This window comes from Spirochaeta lutea (genome assembly GCF_000758165.1).
GTDB classification, from domain to species: Bacteria; Spirochaetota; Spirochaetia; order DSM-27196; family Salinispiraceae; genus Spirochaeta_D; species Spirochaeta_D lutea.
In genome coordinates this window covers 146929-161730 of record NZ_JNUP01000066.1, presented here as the reverse complement: position 1 = coordinate 161730, position 14802 = coordinate 146929, and the positions used below count along the sequence as shown (strand labels likewise).

Here is a 14802-nt window from a genome sequence, read left to right as displayed (position 1 = left end):
GATTTACAGTGCCAAGACACAGGCCTGGGGTAGGGTTTCTGGGAAAACACCATGACTGTGATTCTCACCTAGTTCCTAGTGCGGAAAACCTTGAACATACGCCAGATAGCGGAGCAATCCAGGATTGAATCCAGGGGTGGTGCCCCCGGCATGGGTCATTAGAAGCGTTGTGCCCTCCCAGTATTGGGCTGCTCATGAGTGTGTGTGGGGAAACCGGAGCAGAAGATTCCGGTGGATTGAGGGATGACATGGCTACCGGGAACCGGCAATGGAAAAAAGGAGAAGAGGATGAATACAATAGTACAACAGGATCCACAGCAGGTTTGGAAGCAATTTGAGGCTATCAGCGCTATTCCTCGCTGCTCTAAATGTGAAGATGGGATCATTGCATACCTGAAAAAACTGGCAGAGAGCCGCGGCCTCCAGTCAACCACGGATGGGGTAGGGAACCTTATCGTCCGACTACCCGGTACGCCTGGATATGAGGATCGGCCGGGTACTATTCTCCAAGGCCATGTGGACATGGTTTGTGAAAAAAACCGTGAGACCACCTTTGATTTTGAGCGGGAGGGAATCCGTTTGGAGGTCCGGGAGGATTGGTTGAGCGCCCAGGGAACCACCCTTGGGGCGGACAACGGCATCGCCGTTGCCTACATGACTGCCCTGATGGTTGGTGATTATCCCCACGGTCCCCTCGAGCTGTTGTTCACCGTGGACGAGGAAACCGGACTTACCGGAGCCATGGGGCTTGACGCGAGCCTTATTCAGTACCGACAGCTCTTGAATATTGATACCGAGGAAGAAGGACATTTTTGCATAGGCTGTGCTGGCGGCAAGGAAACCATCGGTACTCGGCCGTTTACCCGGGAGATCGGGATACCCGAGGGAATGCAGCCCGTGGAAATCAGCATTACCGGACTTCGGGGAGGACACTCCGGGGCGGATATTCATATGGAGCTGGGAAATGCATTGGTGCTCATGGGAAGAATAATGCGTGATCTATCCGGCTGGTCCGGCTACCGTCTGGTAACCGTGGTGGGCGGGGATAAGCACAATGCCATACCCCGGGAGGCCTTTCTCCGTTGTTATATTCCATCCGAGATGGTATCGGAGCTGTCTGATTGCCTTATCACCTGGAAACAGACCTTTCTTGGGGAGTTGGGTACGGAGGATGCAGGGCTTGCCATAGAGATGCATTCCCTGGAATCTGAGAACACTCCGGCCATGACCCCGGCAGATCAGCGGGCTGTGGAGTTACTTCTCCAGTCGGTGCCCCACGGAATACTCGGCTGGAGCCGTACAATGCCGGGGATGGTTTCTACCTCCACCAATCTCGCGGCCGTGAAGATTCAAGGGGATGCTATGGAGGTTCTTACCAGTCAGCGGTCTGATATCCAGTCCCTCCGGGATCAGGCTGCCTTTCAGGTTGGTTCGGTATTCAAGGCCTGCGGTTTCGGGGTGGAATATACCCGGGAGTACCCGAGCTGGACCCCGGATCCGAATTCACCTCTATTGAAACTCGCAGTGGAATCCTACAAAAATGCAACCGGAAACACTCCGGAGGTTGAGGCTATCCATGCAGGACTGGAGTGCGGGGTTATCGGTGATAAAATACCGGGAATTCGCATGCTTTCCTTCGGGCCGGATATCCGGGGAGCCCACACTCCCCAGGAACGGGTTAACATTCCCTCGGTAGCCCGAACCTGGGAGTTCCTCCTCACCCTGTTGACACGGCTATAGAGAGGTCATCACCGGGGTGCCCTCAGGGCGCCCCGGTTCCCAGCCTATGGTTTGCTAAACCTCCATTACGTATAATGGCGTACGTGGTTTTTGGAATTAAGGGGTGATTTGGAGAAGTGTTATAATAGCAATGGTAGGTCGACGCCTTCGGCGCTGAGGTGCAAAATGAATACAATTGAGTGGATACAAAATGGTGATTCATCATTCTAGTAGATAGAGACCTATTAGGTATAGATGATAAAAATAAACATAAAAAATTGGAAAAACAGGTTGGTGTTTCGATTACTGAAAAAATAGAAAACCTGAACCGCCCTGGGTTTACCGTAGATGATCGCAATGAAAAAAATAATTTTTGTTTGCTTGTGGATAGGGTTGTTTGCAACTTCAATTTCAGCAGATCCTAATGAAGTAGTGTATGAAATCGAAAAGGATTCTCAAAATGAATCTGTGTTTAAACATATACATCCTAAAGCCCTTGATCAGATTCAAGCATTATTTCCCCTGAAAGTTTTACTCCAGATAGCTCTCGAAGAAGGATATACCCCTAGCTATGTTCAGGAAAATTTAGAGCTTGAAATGGGAATTATTCGGTACAGGATCTTTAATATTGATGGGGAAATGATTGCATCATTAGCGATAAAACAGAACATAGATCGCAATACGCCTTTACCGGACATCGATTATAATTCTAGGCCCTTGCTTGATGAACCCAATAGCGTTCCTCTTAATATTCCATAACTTGACCTACACTGGATTCGGTAGACACCAATTGCTTGGTAGCTGGAAAATAAAGGCATGGCAGAGAAAAAGTTTTATAGTGAAGAATTAAAATCGAAGCGTTGACAATGGTCGTAGAACAGGGGATGAGTCACCGGGAAGTGAGTGAACTTCTAAATATTCCCAGGGGAACCATTGGAAGCTGGGCTTCTAAAAATCATCAATCTATCCAGGTATTAGCCCCAGGACGACATTTGTCATATCTGAGAACGCCATAGTTGTAAAGGAAAAGTTGAAACTTACTTTCTTTACCCCTCCATCTATGATCACACCGAGGGTAGGGTGGTTAGCTCCGGATGTAACCTTATCTTGCGCACCACCTAATTCCGCCTCCCAAATCAGCCCTTGATTTTTTTTTAAATATTACAGAAATTATAATAAATATCTGGGGAACGGCCCGGTACCCGGGGCATGTCCCAGAATACAGACCAAGTGCGCAAGGGGCTGCAACGTATTTCCCCGGTGGCGCCATCTCTGGGAATACTTCCCGATGGCTCTGCTATGTCGGGTGTGCTATCCAGCCTTTTGATAACTCAAGAGAACCTATCGGGGAGCAATTCTCGATTTCCATGCTTGACGGCGGCGACGGCGGTGGAGAACGAGTCGGAGCCACGGAGAACGAGCCGGAGCCACCGAGTCAGTGCCACCGAGTCAGTGCCTCGGAGACCAAACCGGAGCCACGAAGACCGAGTCAGTGCCACCGAGCCGGAGCCACGGAGACCAAACCGGAGCCATGGAACCGGGCCCGGCATCCCAGAGCTCAGGTGCCCTGGACCACAGGGTAGGGTGCGCGGAGCAGATCCCGGACTCGTTGGCCGCAAAAAAATCACCCAATTTTGGAGGATACCATGAGTAAAAATCGATACAGCAAAGAAATGACCCAGGGGCTGGAGCGAACCCCCAATAGAGCCATGCTCAGAGCCATTGGATTTTCCGATGATGACTTTTCCAAGCCCCTTATCGGCATTGCGTCAGCGGGCGCAGAACTGAGCCCATGCAACATTCATCACGACGATCTGGCTGCCATGGCGAAAAAAGCCATCCGCGAGACGGATGCGGTTCCCATGAAATATAATACCTTCGTGGTCACCGACGGCGAGGCCATGGGCCATGAGGGGATGAAGGCAAGCCTCATCAGCAGAGAGGTCATCGCGGATACCATTGAGCTTGTGACCCGGGGGCATCAATTGGATGCCATTCTGGGGATAGGCGGGTGCGATAAGACCATTCCCGGCACGGTGATGCCCATGGCCCGGCTGAACCGGCCCAGTATTTTTTGTTACGGCGGTACCATCAAAGCAGGCCGTTATAAGGATAAGGCCATCGACATCGTCTCTGCCTTTGAAGCCGTGGGTGCCTATTCTAACGGCCGGATCTCCGAAGAAGAACGTCACGGGATAGAGTGTGCTGCCTGCCCGGGAGCGGGAGCCTGCGGGGGGATGTACACTGCAAATACCATGGCTGCGGCGGTAGAGGCCCTGGGCTTGAGCCTGCCTGGATCAGCGAGCATTCCAGCTGTGGATCCTGAAAAAACCGAACATATTTCCCAGAGTGTGAAGGCCCTCATGGGGATGATTGAAGCCGATATCCGTCCCCGGGATATTCTGACCCGCAAGGCCTTCGAGAATTCTATCCGTACGGTTATGGCGTTGGGAGGAAGCACGAATTCCGTTCTTCATCTGCTTGCCCTGGCCCATGAGGCGGAGGTTCCTCTTTCCATCGGTGATTTTAATGCGTTTTACGACACCACCCCCATCCTGACCGATATGAAGCCTGCCGGTCGTTTTGTAATGGAGGATCTGCATCGGGTCGGGGGCGTACCGGTGGTTATGAAGATGCTGCTGGAAGAAGGGCTGCTGCATGGGGATTGTCTCACCTGTACAGGCAAAACCCTGGAAGAGAATCTCGCCGGTGTTCGGGTTGCTCTGGAGGGCCAGGAAGTCATCAGGCCATTCACCAACCCTGAACGGAAAACCGGACCCATAGCTATCCTTGAGGGTAATCTTGCCCCGGAAGGCGCCGTCCTAAAAACCTGCGGCCTCTCCCTGAGCTCCCATGAGGGACCGGCTCGGGTTTTTGACGGCGAGGATGAGGCGATGAAGGCCATCATGGCCGGTACCATCAAGCAGGGTGATGTGGTGGTCATCCGCTACGAGGGACCCAAGGGCGGGCCGGGAATGAGGGAGATGCTGGCACCTACTGCCGCCATTGCCGGTCAGGGCTTGGCAGGGAAGGTGGCCCTGATCACCGATGGGAGGTTTTCCGGTGGGAGCCACGGCTTAATTGTAGGGCATGTGAGTCCGGAAGCCCAGACCGGTGGGCCCTTGGCTGCCCTGAGGGATGGCGATCGAATCACTATAGATCTAGAGAAAAAATCGCTGAATGTCGCCCTGGGGGATCGGGAGATTACCAAGCGGCTGGAGAACTGGCGCCCCAGGGACACGGGGTACAATCGCGGGGCCCTGGCAAAGTTCGCTAAGCTGGCAGCCAGTGCCAGTCAGGGGGCTGTAACCAGCTAGGCGATCATCTGACGGCATTCAATGAACATCCGGTCCTTGGAGAGTTCGGTTTCGGTTTGCTGACGGAACGGTTCAAGATCGTCCTCGGACAGACCCAGGTACCTGAGGTAGGTTTTAAGTTGCTGGGTGCTCTGGTCATCCAGCTGTTTATCCTGGGGGACCTGGCTGAGGCCGCTCCCCAGGGAGATGAGGCTGAGGAGCTTTCGGTACCGCAGGGAAACGGTGGTAGATCCGTGGCTCCGGCACGCTTCTATGTACTGGTCGGGAAACTTCCAGCTTTCCAGGATCATGGCACCAAGCTCGCGGTGGTTCATTCCGAATTCTTTAGCTTCCTCCTGGGCGAGCTGCTGGTCCGGGAGGGGAGGGCTCTCATGGCTGTGTTCCACCATGGTAGTGTATGCATCCGTCTCGCTGACAGCGAAGGCGAGCTTTCCGATATCCTGAAGAAGGGCGGCGATAAAGACCTCCTCGGCGATATCGCGGTTTCCCGTTCGAATGGCTAGGAGCCGGCTGTAGAATGCAGACCGAACCGATTCATCCCACAGGTGTTTAAGTACCCGGTGGTTCCCCGAGGCCTGTACCATGGTGGAGGCGGTAACCAATACGACCATACTCCGGATGTTTTTAAATCCCAACAAGCCTATGGCGGTCTGCAGATTATCTATTTCTTTGGGGCGGGAATAGAGGGCGGAGTTGGCGACTTTTAGAATTTTTGCCGTTAAACCGGGGTCTATTTTGACGATCTTCTCCAGTTGTTCAAATGAGTAGGCGCTGTTCTGTTCGTTCAGTGAGAGGATTCGGGAAGCGACCTCCGGCATAATGGGAAGGTTGGCGATACCCCTTAGATACATATTCATAGTTAATTCCTCGGTTTGCCTTCTTCTTTAATTCTTATGTTCTTGAGGGCCGGTTGCAAGACGTGAACGAGCAATTATACCCATGATTTTGTATGTTAGGTCCGCGGCAGCAAAACTTGGAGCGACAAAATTATCCATGGGAGCCAATTCCACCACATCGAAGCCAACCACCTTGCGCTGGGCCGCTACGGATTCGAGGAGGTTGAGGCTTTGGTACCAGCTGAGTCCTCCTGGAACCGGCGTACCCGTTGCGGGCATTATTGATGGATCCAGGGCATCTACATCGAAGGTAATGAATACGTGCTCTGGGAAGGATTCGGGAAGCAGTATTTCCTTCATTGCAGATGGTACCAGAACCTTCGCATCTACCCCGGGAATTCGGCGTTCCAGACGGTACATGAATTCCTCGGGGCACAGGGCCCTGATACCCAGTTGGTAAATGGCTACACCAAGATCGTCATGGATCCTCCGCATAACGCTGGCGTGACTGTACGGGCTTCCTTCGTACCTATCCCGCAGATCCGCATGGGCATCAAATTGCACCACACCGATGTTATCGGGGCCATACTTTTCCACCATGGCCTGCATGACGGGGTAGGTTATGGAGTGTTCACCCCCCAGTATGACCGGAACCTTGTCTCCATCGGCCTTCAGGGGACGGGCAACCGCTTTAGTGATCCGCGAGAATATTTCTTCTCTCGTTCCTGAGCAGTCCACATCATTATGGGTGTAGATGCATTCCTCGGCAGGGGAACTGGTTCCGTCAAAGACCTCGAGCTGTAGGCTGGCGTCGATGATGGCTCCGGGGCCGCGCTTGGTTCCCTGCCCGTATGAAACGGTGGCTTCGTAGGGAACGGGAATAACGTGAAACAGTGCATGACTTTCCTTGGGTTGATCAAACTCGCTGCCAAGGAAGATGGGTTCTCGAAATTGACTCATGGGCCCTAATGCTCCTATAGAATGCGGCTATCGGTAGAATATTCAAGATAACCGCGATTTAAAATCAGTGTAACCAAAGGACTTCACTACCTCCACCGCCCCGGTACGGCTGTCATACAGGGCCAGGGAGGGGAGTCCGATTCCGTTAAAGGTGGTTGTTTTTACCATGGTATAGTGCGCCATGTCATCAAAAACCAATCGGTCCCCAGGATTAAGGGGGCGGGGAAAGCTGTAGTCGCCCAGGATATCCCCGGCAAGACAGGTCTGCCCACCCAGACGGTAGGTATGGGCCTCGTCCCCGGGCAGTCCCGCTCCCCAGATATCAGGGCGGTAGGGCATTTCCAGGGTATCGGGCATGTGAGCCGTGGCGGAGGTATCCAATATCGCTAGGTCCATGCCGTTCCAGAGGGTGTCCAGCACCTGGGTTACCAGGATACCGGTATGTATTGCGATGGCTTCTCCGGGTTCCAGGTAAATCTTGAGGTTGTAGGCACTGCTCAGCCGATGAATCAGGGCGGTTAGGTGGGAACGATCGTAATAGGGTTTGGTGATGTGATGACCGCCGCCGAGGTTTAACCAGGTGATTTCCGGCCTGGCCAGTACATCGGCCCAGGCTTCTTCCAGGGCATGGACGGTTCGTTCCAATGCAAAGGAATCCTGCTCGCAGAGGGAATGCATGTGCAATCCGGATATGCCGTGAAGAATCCCACCGGGCCGGAACCAGGAATCCGTGACAAGGCCGGATGAGGCGGAATCTACAGGGGATGCCGTTCCGGGGGAGTCTCCCAGAGTTTCAAGGTAGCGGGTGAAGGCCTGACGAGATGTCCCGAGACGAGAGAAAGGGCCTGCGGGATCATACAAGGGGGTGGTTCCCTCGGAGTGTTCGGGATTAATCCGCAGCCCGAAGCGGAGGGAGGGGTTTATATGGTGCGCCTCGAGGCAGGCCGGGGAATAGCGCGCCCACTGGCCCGGGGTATTAAACACTATATGGTCTGAGAGTTCCAGGAGCTGGAGGAGGTCCTGGTGATTGTAGGCCGGCGCAAAACTATGAACCTGCTTATCGACAAACTCCCGGCCGAGTCTGGCCTCGTGTACTCCGCTGGCGCAGGTCCCGGAGAGGCTGCTGCGTACCTGGTCGAAGGTTGCAAACATTGAGAATGCCTTGAGTGCCAGGAGAATGTCAGCACTGCTGTCCCGGGAGATCCCCGACAGGATATCCAGGTTGTACTGCAGGGCTGCCCGGTCCACAACGAAGCAAGGGGTTGGAACCGAGGACGGATCGAATCCCCGAAAGTATGGTCTGTCCGGCGCTAATCCGGGAATGGAGGGGTCGGGCATGGGAATCACCCTAACTCTGCAGGATCCTGAATCTTCCAGGGAAGACCGTACTGGTTCAAATCGGCCATGAAGGGATCGGGATCAAACTGTTCCATATTCCATACCCCGGGTTTCATCCAGGTCTGGGTGAGCATCATTTTTGCACCGATCATGGCCGGAACACCGGTGGTGTAGCTGATAGCCTGGCTACCAACCTCCCGATAGGCATCCTGGTGGTCGCAAATGTTGTAGATGTAGGTTCGTTTTTCCTTCCCGTTTTTTTTGCCTGTTACAATATTTCCGATACAGGTTCTTCCCTGGGTTAGGGGACCGAGGCTCGATGGTTCGGGCAGCACGGCCTTCAGAAATTGCAGGGGAACTATTTCCATACCGTTGTAGAGTACCGGATCGATACGGGTCATCCCGACGTTTTGGAGCACTTCTAGGTGCTTGAGGTAGTTTTCCGAGAAACTCATCCAAAACTGCGCTTTCTTCAGGCTGGGGTAGTGTTTTACCAGGCTCTCAAGCTCCTCATGATACATCCGGTAGATGCTGTAGGTTCCCACATCCTCCGGGCAGGTAAAACTCCGATTTTCGGACATGGCCGGGGTTTCTACAAAGCTGTCGGATTCCCAGTGTCTGCAGGGGGCTGTTACCTCCCTGATATTGATTTCAGGATTGAAGTTGGTGGCGAAGGCCTGACCATGATTACCGCCGTTAACATCCACAATATCCAACTCTGTGATCTCATCGAAGTAGTGCTTTGCAAGGTAGGCGGTAAACACATTGGTAACCCCGGGATCGAAACCGCTTCCCAGGAGGGCCATAATGCCCCGCTCGGCGAACTTTTCATGGTAGGCCCACTGCCACTTATATTCGAACTTTGCGGTGTCCTTCGGTTCGTAGTTAGCAGTATCCAGGTAGTTGGTTTTGGTTTCCAAACAGGCATCCATTATGGGGAGATCCTGATAGGGCAGGGCTACATTGATCACCAGGTCGGGTTTTTCCCGGGAAATAAGGGTAACCAGTTCGGAAACATTGTCGGCGTTAACCCGGGCGGTTCGTATCGGTCGGTTTATTTGAGCCGCAATCCGCCGGCACTTCTCCTCCGTCCGGCTTGCGAGTATTATTTCCCCGAATACCTCAGGCGCTTGGGCGCATTTATGGGTCACAACCTGACCTACCCCTCCGGCTCCGATGATAAGTACCTTTTTTGCCATACCTTCCCCCTATTTCTCGTAGTATGTGTAGCCCCGGATACTCGCTTCGAAGGCTGCGAGAATATTCCGGCGGTCGGTTACTGTAATCTTTCCGTCCCGGACCGCTTGTTCGGCCTTGGCACGGAACCGTTCTACCAAACTCTTCGGTTCATATTCAACATAGGAGAGAACATCCCAGATCGCATCTCCCTCAATCTCCCGGACAAAATCAAAGCTTCCGTTTTCATTGATCCGTACGCTGACCACGTTGGTATCTCCGAGGAGATTATGCAGATCTCCCAGGGTTTCCTGATAGGCACCCACCAGGAATACACCGAGGTAGTACTCCTCCTCAGCCTTCAGGTCGTGGAGGGGCAGAGCCTTCCGCACATCGTGCAGATCGGCAAAACGGTCGATTTTTCCGTCACTGTCGCAGGTGATATCCGCAAGAATTGCTCTCCTGGAGGGCTGCTCCCGCAGACGGTGGATGGGCATCAGAGGGAATATCTGCTCAATGGCCCAGGCATCGGGGAGACTTTGGAACACTGAGAAGTTACCGTAGTAGATATCGTACAGAACCTCATCAAGTCCCTCCAGTTCCGGAGGAATGCGCTTCAGTTTTTCTAGACTGGCGGCAATCCGGTGGATGATGTCCATGAATAGGTTGTCGGCGAAGGCCCGTTGACGCAGGGAGATGTTGCCGTGTTTGAACTGTTCCCGGATTTCTTCCCGATAGTAAATTGCATCGTTATAGCATTCCTGAACGTTTTTTAGGGTCATGTTCTGTTTTACATACCAGAGGTTTTCCAGTAATTCCGGACTGTTCTCCGGTAGGGCACTGGGAATAGTCCCCGGTTCATAGCGGTTAACATCAAGCACATTGAACAGCAGTATGGAAGAATAGGCGACGGTGGCTCTGCCGCTTTCGGTGATGATTGTCGGATGAGGGATGTTTTTATCATTGAAGATTTCCACCAATACCTCGATGACATCGGTGGTGTATTCATCCAGACTGTAGTTCTTGGAATGGATGAAATTAGTCTGACTCCCGTCGTAATCCACCGCCAGTCCGCCTCCGAGGTCGATGTATCCCATTTTGGCTCCCTCGGTAACCAGGTCGGCGTAGAATCTGGCGGTCTCCCGTACCGCAGCCCGGATATCCCGGATGTTCGGTATCTGACTACCGAGGTGGTAGTGCAGGAGCTGCAGGCAATCCAGCATATCCTGGGCCTTGAGGGTATCCAGCACATCGACCATCTGATTGGTGGTTAGTCCGAAGATGGAGTTATCCCCTCCCGAATCCTGCCAGTGCCCCCCCGCCCTGCTTGAAAGCTTTAACCGGATGCCTATGAGGGGGCGTATCCCCAGATCCTTGGACCGCCGGAGTATAATCGGCAGCTCTGCGGGGGTTTCTATTACAAAAAAGCATTTATACCCCATTTTGACTGCCTGTAATCCGAGCTCGATGAATTCCTCATCCTTGTAGCCGTTACAGACCACCAGGCTCTGGGTGGATTGAATCATGGAAAGGGCAATGATCAGTTCAGCCTTGCTTCCTGCCTCCAATCCGTGATTGAACCGTGCGCCGAACCGGGTTACCTCCTCGATGACCTGGGCCTGCTGGTTGACCTTAATCGGGAAAACCCCTTGGTATGTGCCCTGATAGTCCAGGGTTTTAATGGCCTTGCGGAAACTGGTATTCAGCCGGGAAATCTGGCCGTCCAGGAGATTTTCAATCCGCAGGAGAACCGGCATGGCCATTCCCCGGTCGTTGATCCCGGAGATAATATCCATGAGGCTGATTTCCACCGGACCGGCGGGAAAATCCGCCCGGACCACAACCTCGCCCCGGTTTGATAAATCAAAGTAACCGGCACCCCAATCCTTTATTCCATAAACATTTGCGGAATCGCCGATGCTCCAACGCTCCAGAAGTTCCTGCTTTTTTGCCACTATCTTCTTCCCTCCCTAGGGTCACTCCGCGTCAATTTCTGCCTGAAGGGCCTTGCGGATTACCGATCGTAATTTTGCCTTGGTCGCTCCCTCGGGAGCGGGCTCAAAGAGTATCACATGGAGGATTTCTCCGCTATCCAGGGTCCGCTGACCGTAGACCCTCCCGGTGACGGAGCTGATCTGTCCCCAAAGCCGCAGCTGAATATCGTCGATATAACTCTCCTTCGCTATGGGGGGCTTTAGGACCGCAGCCATGCCGACACTGGAGATGTCCATGATGGTTCCCTGGGAGGTAAAGCCGTTGTAGCGTACGTTAATGCTCCCCTTACTTGCGGGAACCCTGACCCGGACATACCGGCGGCGTCCCCGGGCTTCGTTAGCTTCCAGGGTTTTGAGCAGAATTTTAGCGCTCTCGGCAATACCGAGCTTTAAGGTAATGAATCCGCATTCTAATCCCTTTTCCATAAGGTAATGCTGTTTGAGCTCATCTGTGGAGTTGTACACCAGAATTCCCAACCGGGTTCGGTGGGCAGCCTGATCCGCCCTGATCTGGTCAACCAGCCAATCCCAGTCTCGCTCGGGAAGGCGCTGTTCTATATTAAGAAACAGGATGGATCCCGGGTACTTATACATGAGGCTGAATATCCGCCGGTAATCCTTTATGACTGCCACCTCGAATTCCGCCTGGATCAGAACCTCGATGAGCTGTTCTTGTACTACCGAGGGGGGATACAAAATAAAAACTTTCCTGGCCTCTAGACCGGAATTCTGGTCTTCCATGAAAAAAGCCTACCGGGAAACCGTAAAAAAATCTATAGTTGTAGTATGAGTGACGATCTGGAATTCATGGATGAGGTGGACTCCCCGGATTCCCCAGCCATGGAGTCCTCCTGGAAGATACTGGTAGTAGATGACGAGGAGTCGGTTCACTCCATTACCGATCTTGTATTCCGCACCTTACGGTTTGAGGGGAACGGTCTGGAGATTTTGCATGCCTATTCATCCCAACAGGCGAGGATGTTGGTGGTCGATCATCCCGATGTAGCCGTGATCTTCCTGGATGTGGTAATGGAATCCGATACCAGCGGCCTTGAATTGGTACGGTATATCCGGCGGAACCTCGGTAACCAGGCGGTTCGTATCATTCTCCGCACCGGCCAGCCAGGCCAAGCCCCGGAGGCAAAGGTGATCCGGGAGTACGATATTAATGACTACCGGCTTAAAACAGAATTGACCAGTCAAAAGCTTCAAACCAGTCTAATCGTGGCGCTTCGCGCCTATTCCCGGATCTACTATCTCCAGGAGAGCAACACGGCCCTACTTACCCTGGTGGAAAACTGGAAGGGAATCGAAACCCTTAGGGATGAACAAACGATTATAACCGAGGCAGCCACGGTTTTGGGGGCTCTGATTCCCTGGAATCCCGAGGGACAGCAGATTCTCCTATGCCGTTGGCCACAAAACTCCACTCCGGAGCTGCGCCGCTTTCAGGGGGGAGAGTTTATTGAAGTCCCTCTTGATGAGGATACCATGGCTGCTCTAGAGCAGGCGGTGTCCATAGATGCGCCGCGGTATTTCAAGACCGGCTATGCAGCCAGTTTCCCGGGGGGTCAGGGTGATTCTATTGTCTTGCTCTACCAACAGGCCTTTCCTCTGACCGACCATGAACAGAATCTCCTGCGAATTTTCCATATGAATCTGACCATGGTGCTGGATAATATCTCCATGGCCCGGGGACTGGAGCAGCGTTCTCTCCCCGGATTACTGGGGGAGATCATCCACACCCTGAGCAAGGAATCCGGTACGCATATTCAACGGATCAGCGCACTGGCCGGATTCTTAGGTCTGAAACTCGGGTTTACCGCTGCCAAGGTGGAGGTGCTGCGGTGGGCAGCGAGTCTGCATGACATTGGGAAGGTGGGTATCCCCGATCGAATCCTCCAAAAACCGAGCAATCTCACCCATGAGGAATGGACAATCGTCCGGGAGCATCCCGTCACCGGATACCGGGTGTTGTCCCGTTCAACCCGGGAGCTGTTCCAAACCGGTGCCAGGATCGCCCATCAGCACCACGAGCGTTGGGACGGAACCGGGTACCCCCAGGGACTAGGGGGAGACCAGATCGATGAGGCTGCCCGGATTGTTGCCCTCTGTGATGTATATGACAGCATGTGCCATGCCCGAGCCGACCGGCCTGCTATGCACCATGAGCAGGTCCGGGAGTATATCGTCAGTCAGGGGGGACTTCAGTTTGACCCCCGGATCGTCGATGTATTTAATCTCAACTATGGGGAGATTCGCGCTCTCCTGGATATTTTCGAATAGGAGGTCTTCCGGTGACCCTAACTGAGGCGGTCGAATTGCTGTTCCCCGATACCCCCCTGGAGATTACCCCGGACAGCATTCAAAAGGCGTTTCGAAAGCGGGTTAAGGAGGTTCACCCTGATCTGAACCCCCAAAACCTCTATACCCGGGGACTTGACTCCCTCATTGATGCCCGGCAGCTTCTTGACCGCTGGTATACTCCCGAAGGCGGGACCGGTTCAGGATCATCCGTCGGATCACCCGGAGATCCGTATTCTCCGGGACCCAGGCCCCAAGCTCCTTTCGCCGGGTCAAGGGCTGGCTCTCCCAGGGCTTCCATGGATGCAAAAAAAACAAAGGATACCACGAATGCTCCCGGAACCGGAACCGGAACCGGAACCGGAACCGCCGCCCCGCCAAAGAACCCTGCCTCCCGTGGCCGGGATAAAAAACGGCGTTCCCCTGTAGGTGCCGCCTCAACCTACCGAAGACCAAGGACCGCCGCCCCCGGTACCTCCAGGACCGCCGCGGATACCCCTGGGCCGGCAACAATGCACCCTGCAGGAGGCACCGTCCGCGGTGGATGGGTGCTCTACCGGGCGGACCAGCGTTTTCTCTGGATTCCTCGTCGTCCTCTGCGCTTTGGTCAGTTCCTCTATTATTGCCGGGTCATCTCCTGGGATAATCTTATCGGAGCCTTGCTGGAACAGCGGCGGGAGCGGGTGAACTTCGGCACCACAGCGGTGGACCTCGGTCTTCTCTCATCGACGGGGGTTCAAACCCTGGGCAGGCACCTCCGGCCCGGAATATTTATCGGTGTAACTGCCCAGAACCTGGGGCTTCTGACAACTCGGGATGTACAGAAGGTTCTTGCTGTGCAGCGGAGTCGTTCCCGCAGCTTCGGTCAGATTTTAGTTGATCGGGGTTTACTGACCCAGGAGGAACGGGTGCTGTTTCTGACAAAACTCCGTATTCATAACCAAAGTCTGCACACTCCCAACCCCGGGCACCACTAGGAAAAGGTTACACAATACCGATGCACGGGCGGCTGCACCGAATGGGAGCCAAAACACGTCAAGTAGGGCCACAATACCGATGCACGGGCGGCTGCATAGAACCCTGGGAAATGGATTAGTCTCATAGTGTGCAAAAGGTTGTACTTATGCCTATCGGCGGCGCTGCCCCCGGGGCGGGACC

12 protein-coding genes are annotated in these 14802 nt (G+C 53.8%); 6 read left to right on the top strand and 6 right to left on the bottom strand.

Annotated elements, in window-relative coordinates:
• The first annotated feature begins 288 nt into the window (after positions 1-288).
• The 4 genes from DC28_RS11300 to ilvD all read left to right on the top strand — a co-directional run bounded on the left by DC28_RS11300 (position 289) and on the right by ilvD (position 5036).
• A complete protein-coding gene (locus DC28_RS11300) occupies positions 289-1740 on the top strand; it encodes an aminoacyl-histidine dipeptidase (RefSeq protein WP_037548677.1) in 1452 nt (483 codons plus the stop codon).
• Between the two features lie 336 nt (positions 1741-2076).
• Positions 2077-2478: a hypothetical protein gene (locus tag DC28_RS11295; protein ID WP_156104666.1), complete on the top strand. Its 402-nt coding sequence runs from the start codon at positions 2077-2079 to the stop codon at positions 2476-2478.
• 107 nt (positions 2479-2585) lie between these two features.
• Positions 2586-2735 (top strand): hypothetical protein, encoded by a 150-nt coding sequence (locus DC28_RS16945; RefSeq protein WP_081942154.1) that lies wholly within the window; start codon positions 2586-2588, stop codon positions 2733-2735.
• A 630-nt stretch (positions 2736-3365) separates the two neighbouring features.
• Positions 3366-5036, top strand: coding sequence for a dihydroxy-acid dehydratase (ilvD, locus tag DC28_RS11290; RefSeq protein ID WP_037548675.1), 1671 nt, complete (start codon positions 3366-3368; stop codon positions 5034-5036).
• On the opposite strand, the gene DC28_RS11285 is transcribed toward ilvD, so the two are convergent.
• Genes DC28_RS11285 through DC28_RS11260 form a run of 6 tightly spaced genes read right to left on the bottom strand, consistent with a single transcriptional unit; the run spans position 5033 to position 12081 of the window.
• A complete protein-coding gene (locus DC28_RS11285; protein ID WP_037548674.1) occupies positions 5033-5893 on the bottom strand; it encodes an HDOD domain-containing protein in 861 nt (286 codons plus the stop codon). The two genes, ilvD and DC28_RS11285, sit on opposite strands and share 4 nt — an antisense overlap.
• A gap of 27 nt (positions 5894-5920) precedes the next feature.
• Positions 5921-6832 (bottom strand): agmatinase, encoded by a 912-nt coding sequence (speB, locus tag DC28_RS11280; protein ID WP_037548672.1) that lies wholly within the window; start codon positions 6830-6832, stop codon positions 5921-5923.
• Between the two features lie 42 nt (positions 6833-6874).
• Positions 6875-8170: a carboxynorspermidine decarboxylase gene (gene nspC / locus DC28_RS11275; protein WP_052078802.1), complete on the bottom strand. Its 1296-nt coding sequence runs from the start codon at positions 8168-8170 to the stop codon at positions 6875-6877.
• A gap of 5 nt (positions 8171-8175) precedes the next feature.
• Complete coding sequence (locus DC28_RS11270) at positions 8176-9369, bottom strand: saccharopine dehydrogenase family protein (RefSeq protein ID WP_037548670.1); 1194 nt, start codon at positions 9367-9369, stop codon at positions 8176-8178.
• Between the two features lie 9 nt (positions 9370-9378).
• Entirely contained in the window at positions 9379-11301 is a 1923-nt protein-coding gene (gene speA / locus DC28_RS11265) for a biosynthetic arginine decarboxylase (RefSeq protein WP_037548669.1), read from the bottom strand.
• Positions 11302-11322: 21 nt separating this feature from the next.
• Positions 11323-12081: a hypothetical protein gene (locus tag DC28_RS11260; protein WP_037548666.1), complete on the bottom strand. Its 759-nt coding sequence runs from the start codon at positions 12079-12081 to the stop codon at positions 11323-11325.
• A gap of 45 nt (positions 12082-12126) precedes the next feature.
• Here DC28_RS11260 and DC28_RS11255 point away from each other — a divergent pair, with 45 nt between their 5' ends.
• Positions 12127-13626: an HD domain-containing response regulator gene (locus DC28_RS11255; protein WP_037548664.1), complete on the top strand. Its 1500-nt coding sequence runs from the start codon at positions 12127-12129 to the stop codon at positions 13624-13626.
• A gap of 11 nt (positions 13627-13637) precedes the next feature.
• Complete coding sequence (locus DC28_RS15715) at positions 13638-14621, top strand: J domain-containing protein (RefSeq protein WP_052078801.1); 984 nt, start codon at positions 13638-13640, stop codon at positions 14619-14621.
• Positions 14622-14802: the final 181 nt, after the last annotated feature.